The sequence below is a fragment of the bacterium genome, from assembly GCA_019912885.1.
In the GTDB taxonomy this organism is placed as follows: Bacteria; Lernaellota; Lernaellaia; order JACKCT01; family JACKCT01; genus JAIOHV01.
Window position 1 is genome coordinate 1 of record JAIOHV010000161.1, and the last position, 21168, is coordinate 21168.

Consider the following 21168-nt stretch of genomic DNA (forward strand, 5'->3'; position numbering starts at 1 on the left):
CGCGTGTTTGGCCATGTGACGCGCGTCGCGGATATCGCCGCGTCGAATTTCGACGAGGCGTTCATCGAGCAAAATCCCGTCCGCACGGCGGACCGGGACGCAGCCTCAAAAATGATCGCCGCCATCGAGGCTGCCCGCAACGCGGGCGACAGCCTCGGCGCGGTGGTGGAGGTGCGCGCCCAAGGCGTGCCTCCGGGCCTTGGCGATCCGATCTACGAAAAACTCGACGCGCGCCTGGCGTTTGCGATCATGAGCGTCGGTGCGATCAAGGGCGTGGAAATCGGCGACGGCTTCGCGTCCGCATTGATGCGCGGCAGCGAACACAACGATGCGATGTCACCGGACGGATTCTCGACCAATCACGCGGGCGGTGTGCTCGGCGGCATCTCGACCGGCCAGCCGATCGTGCTCCGCCTTGCGGTCAAGCCCGCAAGTTCCATCGCGAAGACGCAGTCCACGGTGAACAAGACGGGTGAGGCGGTCGACGTATCGGTCACGGGTCGCCACGACCCTTGTATTGCTCCGCGCGTCGTCCCGGTGGCCGAGGCGATGGTCGCGCTCGTGCTGGCGGATTTTCTGTTGGCGCCGCCGTCGTCAATCGACCAAATTCGCGCGGATTGAACCTCGCGCGCGCCTTGCTCGTCGAACGCACGAACGTGGCAGCGGGACGGGGACGGCGGGGTTTCCGGGCCGTCGGCGCTTGACAGCGCCGGGCCGCGTTCTTATGTTTCGCGCGCTCGCATCCGCTCGTTTTTTCGGAGGAAAACCCGTGGTCGCCTCGCCCGCAAAGGCCAACGCACCGGCATCGGCCGTCATGGTCGAGGTGCGCGATCTCGTCAAAAGTTACGGCGACGTCGAGGCCGTTTCCGGCGTCAATTTTTCGGTCGCGCGCGGAGAGGTACTCGGGTTTCTCGGCCCGAACGGCGCGGGCAAGACGACGACGATGCGCGTCATCACGGGCTTCATGCCTCCGACAAACGGCACGGTGCTTGTCGACGGACTGGACGTCGTGACGGACAACCTCGAGGTGCGCCGGCGCATCGGCTACCTGCCCGAACATCCGCCGCTCTATCTCGAATTCACCGCGCGCGAAAATCTGGAATTCGCCGCGAGGCTCAAGGGCGTCCCGAAGGACAAACGCCGGGAGCGAATCGCCTTCGCGATGGATCGTTGCGGCCTGGCGCACATGCAAAATCGCTTCGCGTCGCAGATGTCCAAGGGTTATCGCCAGAGGCTTGGCCTCGCGTGCGCGATCGTTCACGACCCCGAGGTCCTGGTGCTCGACGAGCCGACGATCGGCCTTGATCCCGTGCAGATCCAGGAGATCCGCGGACTGATTCGCGAGCTCGGCCGCGACCACACCGTCATCCTGTCCACGCACATCCTGCCGGAGGTCGTCATGACCTGCCGGCGCGTCGTCATCATCCACGAGGGGCGGATCGTCGCGGACGGACCGATCGAAGAACTGACGCGCGCGATGCACGACGCGCCGCGCATCGCGATTCGCCTGGCGGAACCGGACGATACGGTGGAGTCGCGCATCGGCCGCGTCGAAGGCGTGCGCGCGGTGCGCAAGGACGCGGTCCCGGGGCGCTACATCATCGAGATCGCGCCGGGCACGAGCCCCGCGAACGACATCGCGCTCGAGGCGTTGAACGCGGGTTGGGGGATTCTTGAGATTTCGGACGAGGCCGGCTCGCTGGAAGAGGTCTTCGTCCGGCTGACCAGCCGTTAGAATTTTTGGAGGCGGACCTTGGGTCTTTTCGCCATATGGCAAAAGGAATGGCGGCAATTTTTTCTGTCGCCGATCGCGTACGTCATTCTCGTCGTGTTCATCGCGCTCGCCGGGCTGTTCTATTTCGACCTGTTCACGTTCTACGTCCAGAACCAGTCGATGGCTCAGATGTACCAGCAGGGCGGCGCGCCGGACATGAACGTGAACGACATGATCGTCACGCCGCTTTTTCAGAACCTCTCCGTGCTGCTTCTTCTCATCGTACCGCTCGTGACGATGCGCCTTTACGCCGACGAGCGAAAATCCGGCACCGAGGAGCTGCTTCTGACAAGCCCCATCCGCGAGCGGACGATCATCGCCGGCAAGTACCTCGCGGCGCTGTCGTTTTATGTCGTCGCGCTCTTGCTGACGCTGCAATTCCCCGCGCTGCTCGTCAAATTCGGCAGTCCCGATATCGGAAAGGTCGCCACGGGTTATCTCGGCCTGTTCCTGATGGGCGCGGCGTTCATGGCGTTCGGCCTGTTCACGAGCGCCCTGGCCCGAACGCAAACGCAGGCGGCGATGTGGGCGTTTTTCGCGCTGTTGCTGCTTTGGATTCTCGGCTGGCTCGCCGAAAGCCTGCCGGGGACGGCGGGCGCGGTGCTCAAATACGTCGCCATCCTTCCGCACTTCGATAACTTCGCCGACGGCGTCATCGCGGTGAAGGATCTCGTGTACTTCGCGTCGTTCGTCGCCGTCTTCCTCTTCCTTGCCACGCGCGTCGTGGAAAGCGCCCGGTGGAGGTGAGGCCGCGATGAAAGCGCTCGCGAAGGTATTGCGTTACGAGGGTTTGCTCCTGACGGGCCTGGCGCTTCTTGTCGTCTTTCTCGCGCCGGATATGTTCCTGCGTTTCTGGTTTCTGCTGTTGCTCGGGCCGGTCGCGCTTATCGCCGGGTTCCTGATGGACGTCGGCACCGCCGGAGCCGCGCTGCGCAAACGCACGGCGAAATACGGCATCAACGCCGTCGTCTTTTCGGTCGTGGTCGTCGGCATCATCGTGTTCGTCAACCTGATCGCGGCGGATATCGACAAGAGCTGGGACGGAACAAGCGCGAAGGTCAACACGCTCTCCGACCAGACGAAAAAGGCGCTGCAAAATATCGACGGCTCTGTTCTCGTCACCGCGTTTTTCATGCCCGCGGAGGCCCAAACGTACGAGCGTCTCCTGAAGCGCTACCGCGAGGCCGCGCCCGAGGGCCGGTTCGCGTACCGCGTCATCGATCCCGATCGCGCGCCGGAGATGCTTGAGCGCTATGAGGTCGCGCGGCGCGGCGCGATCGTCGTCGAGGCGCTCGACGCGCCGAGCGCGGCGGACCTGCCGCCGGATACGCCCGTCGGCCGCACGAACATCATTGTCGAAACGACGGAGCCGGCCCTGACGCAGGCGCTCATGAAGGTGACGCAGGACAAGGCGGGGCCGATCTGTTTCGTCACCGGCCACGGCGAGGCGCGCGTCACCAACACCGAGGAAGACGGCGCGGGCTTTTTCAAGCGCCTGCTCGAAAATGAAAACCACGACGTGCGGGAGATTGTGCTGATCAGCCGCGCGATACCGGAGGATTGCTCGGTCCTTGTCGTCGCGGGACCGGATCGGGAGTTGACGCCCCCGGAGGCCGACGCGATTCGCGCGTTTGTCGAACAGGACGGCAAGGGTCTGTTCCTGATGCCGGAGGTCGGCGCGGCGACGGGCCTTGGGCCGTGGCTCGAATCGCTCGGCGTCACCGTGCGCAACGATGTGATCGTGGAGCCCGTTTACAACCCCTTTATCGGCAGCCAGCTCGGTTTGACGCCCGTTGTCGTCACCTATCCGCCGCACGAGATCACGCGCGACATGAATCAGCCGACGGCGTTTTCGCTCGCGCGCAGCATCGCGACCGATATGACGCGCGGCCCGGTGGTTTCGCCGATTCTGAAGTCCTCCGATGAAGCCTGGGGCGAGACGCAGGTCGATAAGGCGCTCGGCGAGCAGATCGTCGAAAAGGACGACGCGGACAACCCGGGACCGCTCACGATGGGCGTCGCGATCCAGTTCCCCGGCGGCGCGCCGCTGCAAGACGAGGAAATGCCGCCGCTTGAGGACGGGCCGGGCGCGGGCGGGCGCGTCGTTCTGATCGGAGACTCCACATTCCTGCGCAACGGCATGATCGCGCAGCTCTACAACAACAACCTCGCGCTCAACGTCATCGCGTGGCTCGCCGGCAAGGAAGAAAACATCTCCGTGCGCGCGCACGAGTTCACGCCGTCGATGATGATGATGACGGGCGAGGAAAGGCCGCAGGTGTTTTTCGTGTCCGTCATCGGCGTGCCGATGTTGCTTTCGATGCTTGGCATTGGCGTGCTGGTCTTGCGTGGCCGGCGCAGCGAGCAATGAGCTTTCGCAATACGGCGATCGCGCTTGTCCTTCTCGCGGCCGTCGCGGGCGCTTTCTTTTTCTGGTCGAAACCGCGCACCGAACGCGTCGAAAAACAGGAAGAGGCGAAAAAGGAACTTTTCACTCTGGATTTTGACGCCGTGCGCGAGATTCGCATCGCGTCCGCGGGACCGGAAATCGTGCTGCAAAAATCCGGTGCCGAAGCGTGGCGCGTGACGGCGCCGTTCGAGGACGCGGCCGACAAATACGCCGTGCAAGGCATCATCTCCACGGCGCGCACGACAAAGGCCGACCGCGTCCTGGAATCGCCCGACGAGCCGCTTGCGACCTTCGGCCTCGCCGAGCCGCGCATCCGCGTGACCTACAAAACGGACGAGGCCGAGGCGACGCTTCTTGTCGGCGACGCGCACCGCATCGGTTCGCGCCTGTACGTCAAGCGCGCGTCCGATAACGATGTGCTGATCGTGCCGCAGTCCGTCGCGACCGCGCTCGCGAAGGGCCCCGAGGATTTTCGCGACAAGAATGTTATCCGCGTCGCCGGCGAGGAAGCGCGGCGCATCGAACTGGTCAGGGGCGGTCGCATCCAATACGTTCTCACGCGAGCCAAAGCGGAGACGCCCGAGGGCACTGACGAAGGCGCGACGCCGTACGCGCCGGACGATCGCTGGATCGTTTCCGACGGCGAGGCTGAGTATAACGCCGATTCGCAGGAGACACGCCTTGTGATCGAAGGGTTGCGCGGTCTGCGTATCGAGCGTGCGATCGCAGGCGACGCGGGCGAGCTCGATGAGCCGGCGATGGAGTTGCGCGTCACCTTCGACGAAGCCGGCGAGCGCGTCATCCGGTTTGGAAAAGCCGGCGATCAGCTTGTTCGCGCGCGGACGCCGGACGGTTTGCTCGTCGAGGTCGCGGCGTCGAATGTCGAAAAATTCGACCGTACTTTCGCGGACTTGCGAGATCGTGCCGTGGCGGATTTCGATCCGGAAAATGTCGCCCGGGTTGAGTTGCGGCGCGGCGCCGATACGATTATACTTTCGCGCTCGTCTGACGGCGGATTTGCCGCCGCGGACGGGTCGGCGCTTGATTCGGACGTGATCGCCGCCCGGTTGGCGTCGCTTTCGGATTTGCGCGGGACGCGCCGTCTGGAAGGCGACGAGAAGCGGCGGGCCGAACGGGCCCTGGCGTCGCCCGAGCTTGCCATCGCATTAACCGGCACGGATGAAGACATCATCGCGCGTTTTGATTTCGCGCGCGTACCGGCTCGCGGCGGAAAGCCGGAGATGCTCGTGGCGCGAGCAGGCCATCGAGACGACGTTTTCGAGATCGGCCAGGCCTTTCTGGCGGACTGGCCCGGGTCGATCGACGCCTGGCGATTGCCGGAGGATTCGGCAAGCGCCGATACGAACGACGAAGCGAATGCGCCCGGGTCCGTGGACACGGCACCGGACGATGATTAATGGTTCAAAAGTCAGGAGACACGCATGGCCCGCGTAACCGTTGAAGATTGCATCGAACAGGTCGACAACCGCTTCGCGCTTGTTCTGATCGCGGCGCGGCGCGCCCGTCAGCTCATGAAAGGCAGCAAGTTCCTTTTGCCCGCCACCGAAAACAAATACGTGGTGAACGCGCTGCGCGAGATCGCCGCGGGCAAGGTGTCGATCCACGAAACGCCGGACGCTCCGCGGAAGTCCGGATCGGGCGAGGGGTGATCCATGAGCGTTGAACGCAGCGACGATCAGCGATTCGATTCCCGCCTGGTCCTGCGCTTTGTCGAGCGGGGCTGGGTGACCGAAAAGGATTACACGCGCTGGCTGAAGGATTTGCCGGACGCCGCGGGTAACGCCGATTTCGTGACCGCCGCGATCTTCGAGGAAAAACCCGCGCGCTCGGTGTCGTCCGACGACGACGACGACGAGATCGACGAGGATGACGAGGAAGCCGACGAGGACGAGGAAGACGACTAGGGCCAGGCGCCGAGCCCCGCGCCGGCGGCGATCACGATGACAGTCAAACGCGACTATTACGAAATACTCGGCGTTCCACGCACCGCGGACGCGGCGCGAATCAAACGCGCCTATCGGGAAATCGCGGTCAAGAATCATCCCGACAAGAATCCGGACAATCCGGAGGCCGAGTCGCGTTTCAAGGAAGCGTCGGAGGCCTATCAGGTGCTCTCCGACGCGGAAAAGCGCCAGGTTTACGACCGCCTCGGGCACGAGGGCCTGCGCGGCTCGGGTTATCAGGGATTTACCGGCGACTTTTCCGACATCTTCTCCTCGATGGGGTCCATTTTCGAGGAGATCTTCGGCATGAGCGGCGGCGGTCGCCAACGCTCGCGCGGCGGACCCAACCGGGGCGACGACCTGCGCTTCGACCTTGAGATCCCGTTCGAAGAAGCCGCGTTCGGCGTCGAAAAGCGCATCGAAGTCGGTAAACGCGCCACCTGCCTGACCTGCAAGGGCACCGGGGCCGAGGCGGGGTCGCAGCCCGCGCGCTGCCCGCTTTGCCACGGCGCGGGGCAGGTCCGCCGGACGCAGGGCTTTTTCAGCATCACCAGCACGTGCCCCAATTGCGGCGGCGCGGGCCAGGTCATCGCCAATCCCTGCAAGGATTGCACAGGCAGCGGGCGGATCGTCGAAAAGTCGCACGTTTCGGTCCGCATCCCCGCGGGGGTCGAGGACGGCATGCGCCTGCGCGTGCCCGGCAAGGGCGAAGACGGCGAGCGCGGCGGCCCGTCCGGCGATCTGTACGTCTTCATCCACGTTGCCGAACACGAATATTTCCAGCGCCGCGACGCCGACGTCGTCATCGAGGTGCCGGTGCAGTTTCACGAGGCCGCGCTCGGCGCCGATTTGCCGGTACCGACGCTCGACGGCGAGGCGGAACTTGCCATCCCGGCCGGAACGCAAAACGGCGACGTCGTGCGCATGCGCGGCAAGGGCATCCCGTTTCTGCGCGGATACGGCCGCGGCGATCAGCTCTGCGTGATCCGCGTCGAAGTTCCGAAAAAGCTCACCAAAAGGCAAAAGGAACTGCTCGCCGAATTCGGTGAAATCGAAAACGGCCGCAAGCCCGCCAAGAACGCCGGCATCTTCGAGCGCTTCAAGCAGTTCGCCGCCGGCGACTGAACGCGTATTGCCGGGGAGCATCGGATTCGATGGAAATTCGGTTCGAATGGGACCCCGACAAAGAAACGAAAAATCGCCGCAAACATTTTGTCGATTTTCGCGAAGCGGCGTCCGTATTCGGCGACGCGCTGTCCGTGACGATACCCGATCGAAAAAATGCGACGCGCGGCGATACCCGTTTCATTACGATTGGCATGTCGGTCCGACTTCGATTGCTCGTTGTCGTGGAGGATCGCATTCGAATCATCAGCGCAAGACACGCAACGAAAAAAAATGCCTACGAAGAAGAACGATAACGACAAAGACGAGATGCGCGCCGAGTACGATTTTCGGGGCGGTGTTCGCGGCAAGTACGCAAAGCGCTACGCAGCGGGAACGAACCTTGTCGTCATCGCGGACGATGTCGCCGAGTTTTTCCCCGATTCCGATTCGGTCAACGACGCGTTACGCTCACTAGCCGACCTGTTGCGCAAAAGAAAAAGGACCCGAAAGCCGACCGGCTCGCAGCGATAACGACCAAAACAAACCCAATCAAAAAGGGCGGGATTTGTGTCCCGCCCTTTTTTACGAATGATTTTCGAAATCGTTTGTCGGCGCGTACCAACCGCGCACTCCGGTTCGCTGCCGCGGCTCTGACGTCGCAGGCCGCTTCGCAAGCCGCGCGCGATGATCGCGCCCTGGAAGGGCACTCCTACTGGATCTCGACCTCGCGGACGATGAGGTTGGCCTGCGAGTCCTTCTTGTAGGTGAAAAGGACGATGGTGTCCTTCACCAGGTCTTTCACCGTGGCGGTGCCGCCCTTTTTCAGGGTGATCTTGGTGTCTTCCGTGACGTAGAATTTTTTGTCCACGTCTTCCTGGTTTTCGTCCTTGCCGTGCGGGACGGCGTAGAGGCGCCCGATCTTGCCGTCCGGCTTCTTATCCGGATAGGCCTCGTAATCCTTCGACAGCTTGCCCGCCATCTGGAAGATGCCGCCGCCCTTGTCGTAAACCTGCGCAAACGCGAACGACGCCGTGAAGACGCCAATGGCAACCGCAAACACGATCAATTTTCTCATGGATGCTGCCTCCTGCTTTCCCGATAGGGGATGACGTTGCTAGGGAACGCCGGACGCCCGGCGAAGAAAAACCCGATGGGGTGGTTGAGCGTTAACACCAAGCTTTTGACCCGTCAAGCGCGGTCGCGGGCGCGCCGTTACGCGTCGTCGTATTCGATCCCGATCTGCTCCAACAGACCCGACAGGCCGCCGTCGAACGCCGCCTGCACGTGGATCGACGCGACGCGGCCGTCCCGGATCGCGAAGACCCAGCGATCCTCCGGCAGACGCACCAGCGTTCCGGTCGGCATAACCGGCGGCACGTGCGGGATGTCGAGAGGGCCGTCGTGCGTTCCGGAAATGGCCACCGTCGCGGAAACAGTGTCGCCGGACTCGTCGACGCCCCCCAGTTCGAAGGTCCAGCCTGGCAGCGCGATCGCGAGGCCCCGCATGGTCTTCAGGAATTCGTCGCGCGAAAGCGCGCACGGAACGCCGCCGTCGAAGGTGAAATCGTCGGCGATCAGCGCACCCGCGCGGGCGACGGCGCCGGCCTGAAGCGCGCTCAGCAATTCGGAAACGATCGGGACGTGCGACAAATGGAAACTCCGCCGCGGGTCAGGCGCGGCCGGGCCGGCGCGAAAAGTTCTGCGTGTGCCAGGTCCGGATCGCGTCGGCGATCTCGCCGGGCGCGTCTTCCTGGATGTAATGACCCGCGTCCGGCAGCGTGTGCGTTTCGTGGTCGGGAAAGATCCGTTCGAACCGTTCGCGCTCCTTTTCGCGGAACGCAAAGTCCTTTTCGCCCCAGACGATGAGCGCGGGGCGATCGGCGATTTTCGGCAGGTCGGCCTCGAGTTTCGCGAGAAAGTCGCGGCTGCCGAGCAGGCACGACGGAAAGACGTGCACCGGCCGGCGGGAGGCCGCGGTCGGGAACGGGCCGCGATACGCGCGCATCACGCGGCGCGATACGGAACGGCGCGTGCCAAGGGGAATGAGCCCGTTGACGAAGGCGTTGAATCGCCGGATGGCGAATCCGCCCAGCCGCCCGCCCATGACGCGGGAAAAGCGCTCGAAGTGACGCTCACCGTCAAGCGGCCAGGCCCATGTGTTTCCGATGACGAGCCCCTCGAAGCGCTCCGGATCGCGCGTGGCGACGGTCAGCCCGATCGGGCCGCCCCAGTCCTGCGCGATCAGCGTGATGCCTGTGAGATTCAGGCGCTTCACGAACGCGGCCACGATCAAGGTGTGCGACTCGGGCGTGAAGTCGTAGCCTTCCGGCGCGCGCGAGAATCCGAAGCCGGGATAGTCAAGCGCGATGACGCGGAAGCGGTCGCGCAAGCGGCCGATGATGTCGCGATAGAGAAACGACCACGTCGGATTGCCGTGCAGCGCGAGCAGCACCGGGCCGTCGCCCTCGTCGACGTAGTGGACGACGGCGCCGCCGACTTCGACGAAACGGCTTTCAAACGGAAAGTCGGCGTCATTGAGCCAGGCCGGGCGACCCGGCAGCCCGAACGGCCCGCGTCCCCCGTTCGTCGTCGATTTCCTGTCCCCCACCGCCGTACCGGAAACCGCGTCGCCTGCGCGTTTTCCCCACGGATCAGTGATAGGTCGGCGGCTCGTCATCGTTTTCCTCGCGCCCCCCCTGGTGCACCCGGAACTTTTTTCGATAACCGGCAAGTTTCCGGTCGTAATACGTGCGTCTCGCCTTCATGTAAAGCACGTCGTAGCGCATGAACAGATAGGCGAACAACATGCCGCCCAGATGCGCCAGGTGCGCCACGCCCGGCCGTTCGGCTCCCGGGCTCCGCGCGGACATCACGGCCATAAACTCGATGAGGCCAAACAGGAACACCATCCACTTCACACGCATGGGGATGATGAACATGACCAGCACCTGCCGGTTGGGCCACGTCATGCCGTAAACGAGCAGGAGGCCGAACACGATGCCGGATGCCCCGATGATGTGCGAGCCGGCGGATACCGGATCGGTCAGCATGATCGCCGCCGCCTCGGAAAGACCCGCGCCCATGCCCGAGACGACCATGAGCAGAATGAAGCGCCGCTGTCCGAGCTTCATTTCGAGCTCGCCGCCGAACATCCAGATCATGAACAGGTTCATGACAAGGTGCATGAGCGGTCCATGCAGGAAATTGAACGTCGCGAGCTGCCAGATCCAGCCGCGGAAAAACAGGCCGGGCACGAGCGCGAAGTAGTGTGTCAGGACCGGAAAGACCGACTGAAGCACGTAAACGGCGCCGCATGCGATCATGAACGCGCGCACGATCGGCGTCATCGGCGGGCCCAGGCGCACCTGCGGCGGCGAACCGCCGTAGCCCCCGTACCCGCCGCCGCCGCCTCCGCCAAATCGTCGCGCGCTCATCGTCCGCCTGAATCTTTCTCGCCAGCAAGAGCGGACGACAGTATCTTGAAGATGGCATCCAGATGCAACGCGGTGGGACCGAAACGGTCGGTCATGAGGTTTGGGCGCACGCCCGCGCCGCACGAGACGAGCTTTTGCCCAAGGCCGATCAACTCCGCGCGGATGCCGCGCATTTCGTAGGCGGCCGCGAGATGGCGGATCGAATGCTGCGCGAGATCCAGCATCGCCAGAATGTCGAACGGATTGCGAAACGAGAGCGCCATCATGTCCGCGCCGCGAAGGAAAAACAGCGCGAGCCGGACCTGGACGACCGGGTCGAGAATACGCGCGACGAGGAGTTTTCCATCAAGGCGTACGTCGAAGATCGGCTTGTCGAACGCGTACATCGTGTAGGAAAACGGATACGCCGTCGTTTCGAGGTAGTCCGCGCCGAAGTCGATCAGGTCGAAAACCGTCTGCTGGTCGAAATTCGTCACCAGCGTTTCGCGGATCTGGCGGATGAGCGCGGGCATCTCGCGGAAAAAGTCGCGCGCGGATCCCTTGAAAAGAACGAGATCGATATCGGAATGGCCCGACTGGTCGTAGCTGGTGTCGGTGAGAAGGCGCCCCTTGAGCCGGATTTGCAGCGAGCCTTCGGCGGGACGGGCGCATCGGCGGGCGTACACGCGCATGGCGTCGAAGTCCATGACGTCGATGTAGGGGCGCATCTCAAACTCGTCGTCGCCGAGCTTCATGAAGATCGCAAATCCGATTTCCTGCGCCTTGCGGATGAGCGGCTGCAGCATCGCGCGGTAGTCGCGCAAGTGCTCGACGATCGTGTCCGTATAGACGGTCGTCATGCGCCCGATTCCGCGCGCGCCGAGGGCGCGACGGCGGCAAGGGCGCCCGCGAACTCCGCGATGGGGAGCCAGTCGCCGATATGCCGCCCGTAATGAACGAGTGCGAGCGTGCCGTCCGGCGCGATCACGAACGACGAAGGCGCCTGGAACTCGTCGCCGCCGGGCTTGCCGTGGAAGTGTCCGCGCGTGTGCGCGCGCAGGAGTCGCCCGAGGAACGTGGGCGCGAGAAGGCGGCTCCACGGCACGCGCTCCACCGCGTACTTGCGTACGACCTCGCGCTCCGGATCCGGCACGACGCAAAGCGACACGGGATACGATTTCAGATACGCCGCGATGTCCGCGGCGGGCGAGGGGATGACGACGACAAGCTCGCCTCCTGCCCGCGTAAAGACCTCGCGCGCGTCGTCCAGGTCATGCAGGCGCATGCGGCAGATCGGGCAGCCGATGTAGCGAAGGATTTCCAGCGCGATCGGTTTGCCGCCGGCGGTGATGCGCCGGTTGTCGGCGATCTCGCCATTCAAATCCGGCCGCGCGAATGGCGGCGCGGGCTGGTCGGCATGAAGCCGCGGATGGGGCGCGCCGTCGATATTCAGGGGAGTACGGGTCATGTCGCGGCGCGGAGTCTAACACCAGGCGCGCGCGATCTTAAAGCGTTGTCGCGTCAAGCCGAAAAACACCGGGGGGGTCAGAGCGCTCGGCCAAGGCGCGCGGCCTTGTCCCGCAAGATCGGTTCGACCGCCTCCAGCAGGATGTCCGCGATGCGCGCGTAACCCTTGCCGTTCGGATGGCAGTTTTGCGTGACGAGCTCGCTCGGGCAGCGCAACGTCGCGCGGTTCTTGTAACCGAAGTTGTCGACGTTGACATAACTCGTATTCGTCTCGGCTTCGAACGCCAGCAATTCGCGCTCGATCCACGGCGTCGGAAACCAGTAGTTCATGACGATCAGCCGCGTGCCGTGTTTTTTGCAGATCTCGCGGACGGCGTCGAGATCGGCGCGCAGCCATTCGCGAAGCAATTTTTGCTCCTGGGGCTCGTCGACCGAAAAAACCTTGGTGGGAAACTCGCCGCCGCCGGCCGCGAACTGTTCGAGCCGCGCCTGCGTCACGCGGCTTAGCCGTAAGGCGTAGCTGTTGCGCAGCAGGTAGGCGTACCATTCGCTCGACGGCGCGGCGGCGACCTCATCGGGCAGCACCGGCGCGCCTTGCACGTTCCAGATGTTGTTCCACCCCGCACAGAAGATCAGCACATCCGGCGCGATCGGCGACTGCTCGAAAAATCGGCGCACCGACTGCCGTGCGAGCGACGAGTTGCTGCCCGGCTCGCCCTGATTGAGCACCTGCAGCTTTCGTCCCGCGGGGATATTTCGACGCAGTCGCCGCTTCAGTTGCGAAGGATAGTCGCCGCCGGCCAGCGCGCCGATGCCAAAGGTGTGGCTGTCACCGAAGCACGCGACCAGCAGCTCCGTGCTTTTTCGCGGCATGTTCAGCCGGGAGTGGCTCCAGCGGTGCCGGTTGAGTTGTGTTAACTCGTACGCGAGAACCAGGAAAACCAAAACGATGGCGTCGGCGACCAGGGTAAAGACGATTTTTTTGGCAAGTCGGCTCATGATGGCGCATCCGTCGGCGCCAGCATGGGGGCCAGCGTTTCGAAAACGAGGCGTGCAATCCGCGCATAACCCTTGCCGCTCGGATGGCAATCGCGGGCCACGAAATCGCTCGGGCAGCGTCGAATGTGGCGGTGCGAGTCGCCGAAGTTGAAGATATCGATAAACGTGTTGTCCGTCGCCGCGGCGAATTCGAACATCTCGGCATCGATCCACGGGTGCGGTTCCCAATAGTTCATTAGCACGAGATCGATTTCGCGCGAGCGGCAGATCGCATGCAGTTCGTCCAGGTCGTGCCGCAGCCAGTCGCGCAGCAGTTTTCTTTCGTCGCGCGATTTCGGTGAAAAAACGACCTTGGGGAACTGCGTTCCGCCGGCGGTGAATTGTTGCAGGCGTGTCAATGTCACCTTGCTCAGGCGGTAGGCGTACGTATCCTGCAAAAGGTGCTTGTACCACTCGGCGGAGCGCCGCACGGCGACATGACCCGGCAGAATCGGCGAGTGCTGGATGTTCCAGACGTTGTTGCGCCCGGCGCTATAGATCAGCACATCGGGCGTCACGCGCGATTTCCAGAGAAAGCGGCGCACCGTCTGCAACGCCAGCGACGAGTTGGCGCCGGGCTCGCCCTCGTTGACGACCTGCACGTCGATGTCGGCGAACTCGCCGGCGAGCAATCGTTCGAGCTGTTCGGGATAACTTTCGCCCTCGGACGCGCCCATGCCGTAGGTGTGGCTGTCGCCGAAGCAAGCGACGAGAATCTCGACGTCCGCCGTCGGCATGTGCAGCGAGGTGTGCAGCCACCGATGGTCCCAGCGAGCGTAGACCTCGAACGCCAGCAGCACCGCAAGGAGAACGATCACATCGGCGAGGACGGTGAACGCAATGTTTCGCCGCCATCGCGGGGAAGAATCGGGCATAAATCGGATGGCGGCACCCCGGGACGGAAAAAGCCGGATGTCGCCGGAAAATATTTCAAAGAAATTCTTTTTTTGCACGGTTACGCGATCGGCGCGTTTGGCGCAAGCCCGATTGGCCACGCGGCGGCCGGCCGCGCGCCTTTGCAACGGCGCGTTTGTCTGTTACAAGGCATCGTTTCCCTTCGAAAAAAATCAGGCGAGGAGCGCCATGCAGCCCATCAAGCCGTATGTTTCCGCGGAAACGAATATGCCCGAGACGACGGTGCAAGCCATCGTCCTGGGCTTCATTCTCCTTTTTCTCCTGACCGCCGCCAACGTTTACGTCGGCTTGTACGCGGGCATGACGGTGAGCGCGGCGATCCCCGCGGCCGTCATTTCGATGGGCGTGCTGAAGGGAATCCTGAAACGCGGCACGATCCTCGAAAACAACATCGTGCACACGCTGGCGTCCTCCGGCGAAAGCCTGGCCGCCGGCATCATTTTCACGGTGCCCGCTATCGTGTTGCTGGGCCTGTGGGACACCTTCAACTATTTCGAAACGACGCTCATCGCGGTCGCTGGCGGCCTTTTGGGCGTGCTCATCATGATTCCGCTGCGCCGCTCGCTCATCATCGAGAACGAGGAGTTGCGATACCCCGAGGGCATCGCCTGCGCCGAGGTGCTGAAAGTCGGCGACAAGGGGGGCGAGGACCTGGGCGGCATTTTCTGGGCTCTCGGCCTTGGCGGCGCGTTCAAGCTGTGCGTCTCCGTGTTCGGTTTGTTCAAGGGCACGGTCGAGGGCGCGGTGCGCGTCGGCAAATCCGCGTTCGGCGGCGGCATGGACATCTCGCCCATGCTTGTCGGCGTCGGCTTTATCGTCGGCTGGGAGATCGCGATCCTTGTGTTCCTCGGCGGCGCGATCGCCTGGTTTGGCGCCATGCCGATCCTCTCCGTTTACTACGGACTGCCCGAGGGCGACGTGCTCGAGGGCGTGTGGGGCCTTTGGAACACGAAGATTCGCTACCTCGGCATCGGCGCGATGGTCGTCGGCGGGATCTGGTCGATCATCAAGGTGCGCAAGGGCATTCTGACCGGCGTGAAGTACGCGGTCGAAGGCATGCGGGGCGGCTCGGCCACCGAAGAGATCCGCACCGAACGCAATATCAAGGGCGGACACCTCATCGGCCTGATCCTCGCGAGCGTCGTCCTAATCGCGGTGACGTATTTCCACATGACCGGCTCGATCGGAACGACCGTGATCACCACGATCGCGATGTTCATCCTCTCGTTCTTTTTCGTGGCGGTGGCCAGTTACATCGCGGGCCTTGTCGGATCGTCGAACAGCCCGGTTTCGGGCATGACGATCTGCACCGTGCTCATCACGGCGGGCCTTCTGCTTCTGCTCGGGTACACGGGCGCGTCGGGCATGCTGGCGACGCTCGGCGTTGCGGGCGTCGTGTGCTGCGCCGCGTGCCTGGCGGGTGACATCTCGCAGGATCTGAAGATCGGCTACATCCTGGGCGCGACGCCCAAGCGCCAGCAGTGGGCCGAGGTGGCCGGCACCGTCGCGGCGGCGTTCATCATCGCGCCGATCATGACGGTGCTGCACAAGGCCTACGGCATCGGTGAACCGGCGCGGGAAGGCGTCACCGCCCTCAAGGCGCCGCAGGCAATGTTGTTCAAGTCGCTCGTCGGCTCGCTGTTCGATCCCGAGGCGCATCTGCCTTGGGGACTCGTCATCGCGGGCATTGTCCTTGGCGTCGTCGTCGTCGCCATCGACGTTTTTGTCCTGGAGCCCCGGGGCACGCGCTTTCGCCTGCACATCATGCCGATGGCGGTCGGCATCTACCTGCCGCTGTCGGTGTCGACGCCGCTTCTCGTGGGCGGCATCGCGGCGCACCTCGTTGAACGTAAATATTCCGGCAACGCCGAAAAACAACAGTCCGCGTTGCACAAGGGGACGATCTTCGCCTCCGGAATTGTCGCGGGCGAGGCGATCTTCGGCGTGCTGATCGCGTTTCTCATCATGGCCAAGCTTGATCTGCCGTTCGCCGCGACGAAGCTCACCGAGCGCATGGGCGTCGGTTCGGACTTCGTGTCGCTCGTCGCCGTGTTTGCGATGGCGTACGTGATGATGAAGTACGCGATGAAGGAAAAGCGATAAATCGTGCGCGGGCGCGATGGATCGCGCCCCTACTCGTATCGCAGCGACTCAATCGGATCGAGCCTTGCCGCGCGCCTTGCCGGGAAGACGCCGAAAAACACGCCGACCAGCACGGAAAACCCGAACGCCAACGCGATGGCGAACGGGGTGATCTGCACGGGCAGCGTCGGCATGCCTTTTTCAAGGCCGATCAATCCGCCGATCGCAACGCCGATCCCCACGACGCCGCCGAGCGCGGAGAGCGTCGTTGCCTCGATGAGGAACTGGCGCTGGATGTCGCGGTGACGCGCGCCGAGCGCCTTTCGCACGCCGATCTCGCGCGTGCGTTCGCGGACCGACACCAGCATGATGTTCATGATCCCCACGCCGCCGACCAGAAGCGAAATCGACGCGATGCCGATCGCCGCCGCGAAGATCGAACCCGTCATGTTCGACCAGGCGCGCGTGATCGATTCGCGCGTGGCGATCTCGAAATCGTCCGGGTCCGTCATTTTCAGCTTGTGCCGCGTGCGCATAATGGCGCGCACTTCGTCGATGGCGCGCTGCATCGGCACGCCGGGCATGGCTTTGAGCGCAAGCTCCATCATGTCCGTTTCCTCGTTGTGTTTGAGCACGTTGTGGATCGGGATGATGATGATGGCGTCCTGATTGAATCCGAAGATCGACCCGCGCCGCTCGAGGACGCCGATGACGCGCACGCGGTACGGCCCGGTGCGAACGTGTTCGCCGATCGGCGAGCCGCGCGGAAACAGGCGGTCCACGACATCCGCGCCGAGCAGCGCGACGTTGCGGGGCGCGTCGTCCTCGAGCGTCGTGAAATTACGCCCCTGCACGGTCTGGATGCCGCCGATCGTCAGATATTCGCTTTGCGCTCCGACAAGAAAGACCTCCGGCTCCGTTTCCGCGTCGCGGTATTTCACCGTGCGGTTCCAGAACGCAACGCCGGGAGAAACCTGCTCCACCGATTGCGCCTGCGCCCGCAGCGCCTCCACATCGTCCATCGTCAGGTCCGGGCGTTTGGCAAACTTGCGCCAGTCCATGCTGATTTGCATCGCCGGGAACTTCGACATGAAAAACGAGTTCGCGCCGATGCGGTTGAGCTCGCGCGTCATGACGCCGTTGATGCCGTTGACGATGGACATCATCGCGATGACGGTCGAAACGCCGATGATGATGCCAAGGCACGTCAGAACGGAACGCAGTTTGTTGGCGCGGATCGCCTCGAGAGACATGCGGACGCTCTCGACGATCGCGTGCGAGCGATAGCGGGACCGCGCGCCGGCGGCGGAATCGCGCGGCGTCACTCCCATCGCAGCGCCTCGATGGGATGGCGCGACGCCGCGCGCCACGCCGGAAAAAAGCCGAAGACGATTCCGACCAGGGCGGAAAATCCAAGACCCAGCCACACGGACCACAGGCGCACCGTGGCCGGCACGGGGCTGACCGCGTTGACGAGATTCGCCAGGCCGAAACCGAGCGATACGCCGATCGCGCCGCCCAGGCACGCCAGCAAGACCGCCTCGATGAGAAATTGCAGCAGGATGGACGAGCGCCGCGCGCCGACCGCCTTGCGGATGCCGATCTCGCGCGTGCGCTCGGTGACCGACACCAGCATGATGTTCATGATCCCGACGCCGCCGACCAGAAGCGAGATCGACGCCACGCCGAACATCGCGGCGTAGAGTCCGCCCGTCAGCTTGTCGTATAGCTCCTTGATCGCGTCGACCTTGTTGATCGCGAAATCGTCGTCCTCGCGAAAGGCCACGCCGCGCACGCGGCGCAGGATCGCGCGGATCTCGTCGATGGCCGGTTGCGCGTCGTCCGGGTTTACGGGGCGAAGCGCGAGCGTGAGGCTGCGTTTTGAACCGAAGTTCTTCTCGAAGTTCTTGATCGGGATGACGACCGTGGTGTCGAGGTTCAAATCGAAAAAATCACCGCGCTGCTCGAGCACGCCTGCGATCGCGAAACGCTTGCCGCCGATGTAAAGGTCCTGCCCGACCGGGTTGCGCAGGCCGAAGAGCTTCTCGGCAACGTCCCATCCGATGACGACAACGTCCCGCCCGGCGTCGAACTCGTGCGCGTTCAGATAGCGCCCGGATCCGACCGTCGCGTCGCGCAATTCGTCATAGCCGGCGCCCGCGCCCGTCACGAGCACGTCATCGATTTTCTTGCCCTCGTAACGCACGGGACGCATCGTCCGGTGCATCGGAATCACGAGATCGCTTTCGCGGACCTGGTCGCGAAGCGCGCGGTATTCCTTCCAGCCCAGGTCGCGCCATTTTTTCGTGATGTCCCAGTCGTTGGTCATCCAGCGCCACTTCTGCACATAGATGACATTGCCGCCGATCGTCGAAAGCTCCGCGGAAAACGCGAGGTTCAATCCCTCGATGACGGAGATGATCGCAATGACCGTGGTGATGCCGATGATGATGCCAAGCGTGGTGAGCGCGCTGCGCAGCTTGTTCGTGCGAAGGGAGGAAAGGGCGATGCGCAGGTTTTCCCACGCCATCTGGATCATCGGTGCGCCTTGCCCTTTTCGTCGGAGGCGATCTGTCCGTCGAGCAGGCGGATCACCCGATGCGCGTATCCGGCGATGTCTTCCTCGTGCGTCACCAGGACGATGGAGTTGCCCTTGTCGTGCAATTCGACCATCAGCTTCATGATCTCGGTGCTCGTTTTCGAATCCAGGTTGCCCGTCGGCTCGTCCGCCAGAAGCAGGGCGGGGCGGTTGACGAGCGCGCGCGCGACCGCCACGCGCTGGCGTTCGCCGCCGGAAAGCTCGTTCGGCCGGTGCTTCCACCGCGTGCCGAGCCCCACCGCGGAGAGCGCGGCGGTGGCGCGCTCATGCCTCTCGGCCCGAGGCACGCCCGCGTAGATGAGCGGCAGCTCCACGTTGGCTCTGGCATTTTGCCGCGCGAGCAGATTGAAGGTCTGAAAGACGAATCCGATCTTGCGGTTGCGGATGTCGGCGAGGCGATCGTCCGAGAGCTCGGAGACGGTTTCGCCGTCCAGGATGTAAGAGCCGGAGGTCGGCGTATCCAGGCACCCGATGATGTTCATCAGCGTGGACTTGCCCGAGCCCGACGGCCCCATGATCGCGACGAATTCGCCCGCGTCGATCGAAAGGTCAACGCCCTTGAGCACCTCGAGCTTTTGCGCGCCGAGGTCGTACACCTTGCGGATGCCGGTGCAGGAAAGGAGCGGCATGGTCAGCCCTCCTCGTCCTCATCCTGTTCTTCCTGGATCTCGACGAGGTCGTTGTTTTTCAGCTCGCGGTTCAGCGTCTTGTACGGGCCGCAGATGAGCTCGTCGCCCTCGGCGATCCCCGCGCCCGTCAGCACGATGTCAAACTCCGAGCTGATGCCCGTCTTGACCGGCAGCACCTTCGCGCGCTGTTCGCTGACGCGGAATACGACGTCCTCGAGATCGCTCGCGCGAATTTGCGAGAGCGGCTTGTCCTCGGGCGCGTCGGGATCCCGCATGGTGACGCACTGGATCGGCGCGGCGAGCGCGTCCTCTTCGGTGTCGGTGACGATGTTGGCCGTCGCGCTCATGCCGGGGCGGATATCCGCGAAGCCCTCGCCTTCATCAAGGCGGATCGTCACGTCAAAATTCGTCGTTTCCTCCTGCGTGCCGAGCATGGCGACCTTCGCGGAGGTGGCGATCTCCACGACCTTGCCGGTGAATTCGCGGGCGGGCAGGGCGTCGATTTCGATCCTGGCCTCCTGGCCGAGCGACACGTTCGGCACGTCGTTCTCGTCCACCTCCACGACGGTCTCCATCGCCGACATGTCCGCCACGGTCATGATGATGTCGCGCGTGAACTGCGAGCCGAGCACGATCTCGCCGACCTTCTTGTTGAGCGCGATGATCATGCCGTCGATGGGGCTTCGCAGCACGGATTTGGAAAGCTCGTCGCCGGCCACGCGCAGGTTCGCGGCTGCCTGGCGAACCTGATCCCGCGCGGCCGCGAGTTGCGCCTCCTGCACCTCGACCGCCGTCCTCGCGCGCTCGAGCTCCTCGCTCGAAACAAGATCCTGCGCCGCCAATTGCTCGGTGCGCTTATACGTGCGCCGGGATTGGTCGAGGCTCGCGCGCATCTGTTCGACCTGCGCCTTCGCGGCGCTTTGCATCGCCGCGAACTGGTCGCGGCTCGCGGCATAACGCGTGGAGTCCAGCGCGACGAGCAGATCGCCCTTTTTTACGTGGTCGCCTTCCTTCACCGGGAGCCGCGTGATTTCCGCGGAGACGTAGGCCGAAATCTCGACCTTCTCCACGGGCTCGACCTTGCCCGTCGCCTGAACGGTCTGGACGATCTTCTTGCGTTCGATCTTGCGTGTCGTCACCTCGAGGGCGTCTTCCGTCATGGCGGAGTAAACGATCAGACCGATGACGGCGGCGGCGACGACGATGCCGAGAATCAGAAAAACGCGTTTCACGGAAGCGATATCTCCGGCGGACGCGCCGGCGGCGCGTCCCGCGTCAGGAGGGGTTTTCGGGCGTGGGCGCGGGCGTGGCCGTGCCGTTTGGCGTCGGCCGGTTTTCCGTGGCTCCCTTTTCGAAGACGACCTCGCGGAGGTCCCGGACCTTCAGGTACATCTCGCCGAGGTTCGTGCGTCCCGTGCATACGAGTTGGCGTTTCACGCGCACCTCGTGCGTCTCGCCGTTCCAGAAGGTGACTTTCGCCGAACGGTAGCGGTTGTCGTGATCGGTAAAGGCAATGTGCCGGATGTTTTGAAACGGCACCAGGAATTTCGCTTCGCCCTGATACGCCGTCAGCTTGGTTTCGCCGCCGCAGGCGACCAGTTCCGCCTGAAAATGCGCGCCCTTGGTGTCGGTGATCGCCGCGCGATAGTTCATGCGCGGATTGGGGAACTTCTTGTCGTCCCCGCCGCCCATGGAGCCCATGGCCAGCGAGCAACAGGCGGCAACGAAAATGACGGCGGCTCGACGAAAGTGCATGCGTCCCCCACGGCC

The 21168-nt window shown here is 63.7% G+C and carries 24 protein-coding genes; 11 read left to right on the plus strand and 13 right to left on the minus strand.

Annotated elements, in window-relative coordinates:
- The 10 genes from aroC to K8I61_14065 form a co-directional block, all read left to right on the plus strand.
- A partial coding sequence (gene aroC / locus K8I61_14020; protein MBZ0273150.1) for a chorismate synthase occupies positions 1–621 on the plus strand: 621 nt, incomplete at its 5' end.
- Between the two features lie 193 nt (positions 622–814).
- Complete coding sequence (locus tag K8I61_14025) at positions 815–1735, plus strand: ABC transporter ATP-binding protein (protein MBZ0273151.1); 921 nt, start codon at positions 815–817, stop codon at positions 1733–1735.
- A gap of 18 nt (positions 1736–1753) precedes the next feature.
- Positions 1754–2521: an ABC transporter permease subunit gene (locus K8I61_14030; GenBank protein MBZ0273152.1), complete on the plus strand. Its 768-nt coding sequence runs from the start codon at positions 1754–1756 to the stop codon at positions 2519–2521.
- Positions 2522–2528: 7 nt separating this feature from the next.
- Complete coding sequence (locus K8I61_14035; protein ID MBZ0273153.1) at positions 2529–4145, plus strand: GldG family protein; 1617 nt, start codon at positions 2529–2531, stop codon at positions 4143–4145.
- Positions 4142–5602 (plus strand): DUF4340 domain-containing protein, encoded by a 1461-nt coding sequence (locus tag K8I61_14040; protein ID MBZ0273154.1) that lies wholly within the window; start codon positions 4142–4144, stop codon positions 5600–5602. Before K8I61_14035 ends, K8I61_14040 begins: the two co-directional genes overlap by 4 nt.
- 24 nt (positions 5603–5626) lie before the next feature.
- Positions 5627–5854, plus strand: coding sequence for a DNA-directed RNA polymerase subunit omega (rpoZ, locus tag K8I61_14045; protein ID MBZ0273155.1), 228 nt, complete (start codon positions 5627–5629; stop codon positions 5852–5854).
- A 3-nt stretch (positions 5855–5857) separates the two neighbouring features.
- Complete coding sequence (locus K8I61_14050; GenBank protein MBZ0273156.1) at positions 5858–6109, plus strand: hypothetical protein; 252 nt, start codon at positions 5858–5860, stop codon at positions 6107–6109.
- A 36-nt stretch (positions 6110–6145) separates the two neighbouring features.
- Positions 6146–7273 carry a molecular chaperone DnaJ gene (gene dnaJ, locus K8I61_14055; protein MBZ0273157.1) on the plus strand — a complete coding sequence of 376 codons (1128 nt, stop codon included), beginning with the start codon at positions 6146–6148 and terminating at the stop codon, positions 7271–7273.
- Between the two features lie 35 nt (positions 7274–7308).
- The gene (locus K8I61_14060) at positions 7309–7569 is read left to right on the plus strand and encodes a BrnT family toxin (protein ID MBZ0273158.1); all 261 of its coding nucleotides are present in this window, start codon (positions 7309–7311) and stop codon (positions 7567–7569) included.
- Entirely contained in the window at positions 7547–7786 is a 240-nt protein-coding gene (locus K8I61_14065) for a hypothetical protein (protein MBZ0273159.1), read from the plus strand. Before K8I61_14060 ends, K8I61_14065 begins: the two co-directional genes overlap by 23 nt.
- 178 nt (positions 7787–7964) lie before the next feature.
- Here the strand turns inward: K8I61_14065 and K8I61_14070 are convergent, their stop codons facing one another.
- The 8 genes from K8I61_14070 to K8I61_14105 all read right to left on the minus strand — a co-directional run bounded on the left by K8I61_14070 (position 7965) and on the right by K8I61_14105 (position 14048).
- Positions 7965–8330, minus strand: a complete 366-nt coding sequence (locus tag K8I61_14070) for a hypothetical protein (GenBank protein MBZ0273160.1) — start codon at positions 8328–8330, stop codon at positions 7965–7967.
- A 137-nt stretch (positions 8331–8467) separates the two neighbouring features.
- Positions 8468–8905: a nuclear transport factor 2 family protein gene (locus K8I61_14075; GenBank protein MBZ0273161.1), complete on the minus strand. Its 438-nt coding sequence runs from the start codon at positions 8903–8905 to the stop codon at positions 8468–8470.
- A 19-nt stretch (positions 8906–8924) separates the two neighbouring features.
- Complete coding sequence (locus K8I61_14080; protein ID MBZ0273162.1) at positions 8925–9932, minus strand: alpha/beta fold hydrolase; 1008 nt, start codon at positions 9930–9932, stop codon at positions 8925–8927.
- Positions 9907–10689, minus strand: a complete 783-nt coding sequence (locus tag K8I61_14085) for a rhomboid family intramembrane serine protease (GenBank protein MBZ0273163.1) — start codon at positions 10687–10689, stop codon at positions 9907–9909. Before K8I61_14085 ends, K8I61_14080 begins: the two co-directional genes overlap by 26 nt.
- Positions 10686–11528, minus strand: a complete 843-nt coding sequence (locus tag K8I61_14090) for a hypothetical protein (GenBank protein MBZ0273164.1) — start codon at positions 11526–11528, stop codon at positions 10686–10688. The genes K8I61_14085 and K8I61_14090 overlap by 4 nt, the downstream gene beginning before the upstream one ends.
- Entirely contained in the window at positions 11525–12136 is a 612-nt protein-coding gene (locus tag K8I61_14095) for a redoxin domain-containing protein (GenBank protein MBZ0273165.1), read from the minus strand. The genes K8I61_14090 and K8I61_14095 overlap by 4 nt, the downstream gene beginning before the upstream one ends.
- 77 nt (positions 12137–12213) lie before the next feature.
- The gene (locus K8I61_14100; GenBank protein MBZ0273166.1) at positions 12214–13134 is read right to left on the minus strand and encodes an SGNH/GDSL hydrolase family protein; all 921 of its coding nucleotides are present in this window, start codon (positions 13132–13134) and stop codon (positions 12214–12216) included.
- Positions 13131–14048, minus strand: coding sequence for a hypothetical protein (locus tag K8I61_14105; protein ID MBZ0273167.1), 918 nt, complete (start codon positions 14046–14048; stop codon positions 13131–13133). Before K8I61_14105 ends, K8I61_14100 begins: the two co-directional genes overlap by 4 nt.
- Positions 14049–14256: 208 nt before the next feature.
- Here K8I61_14105 and K8I61_14110 point away from each other — a divergent pair, with 208 nt between their 5' ends.
- A complete protein-coding gene (locus K8I61_14110) occupies positions 14257–16191 on the plus strand; it encodes an oligopeptide transporter, OPT family (protein ID MBZ0273168.1) in 1935 nt (644 codons plus the stop codon).
- A gap of 29 nt (positions 16192–16220) precedes the next feature.
- On the opposite strand, the gene K8I61_14115 is transcribed toward K8I61_14110, so the two are convergent.
- From K8I61_14115 to K8I61_14135, 5 genes are read right to left on the minus strand one after another with little or no spacing between them, the layout of a single operon-like run.
- Positions 16221–17501 (minus strand): ABC transporter permease, encoded by a 1281-nt coding sequence (locus K8I61_14115; protein MBZ0273169.1) that lies wholly within the window; start codon positions 17499–17501, stop codon positions 16221–16223.
- Complete coding sequence (locus K8I61_14120) at positions 17492–18709, minus strand: ABC transporter permease (GenBank protein MBZ0273170.1); 1218 nt, start codon at positions 18707–18709, stop codon at positions 17492–17494. Before K8I61_14120 ends, K8I61_14115 begins: the two co-directional genes overlap by 10 nt.
- Positions 18706–19398 carry an ABC transporter ATP-binding protein gene (locus K8I61_14125; protein MBZ0273171.1) on the minus strand — a complete coding sequence of 231 codons (693 nt, stop codon included), beginning with the start codon at positions 19396–19398 and terminating at the stop codon, positions 18706–18708. The genes K8I61_14120 and K8I61_14125 overlap by 4 nt, the downstream gene beginning before the upstream one ends.
- 2 nt (positions 19399–19400) lie before the next feature.
- Complete coding sequence (locus tag K8I61_14130; protein ID MBZ0273172.1) at positions 19401–20630, minus strand: efflux RND transporter periplasmic adaptor subunit; 1230 nt, start codon at positions 20628–20630, stop codon at positions 19401–19403.
- 43 nt (positions 20631–20673) lie between these two features.
- The gene (locus tag K8I61_14135) at positions 20674–21153 is read right to left on the minus strand and encodes a hypothetical protein (protein ID MBZ0273173.1); all 480 of its coding nucleotides are present in this window, start codon (positions 21151–21153) and stop codon (positions 20674–20676) included.
- Positions 21154–21168 lie beyond the last annotated feature (15 nt).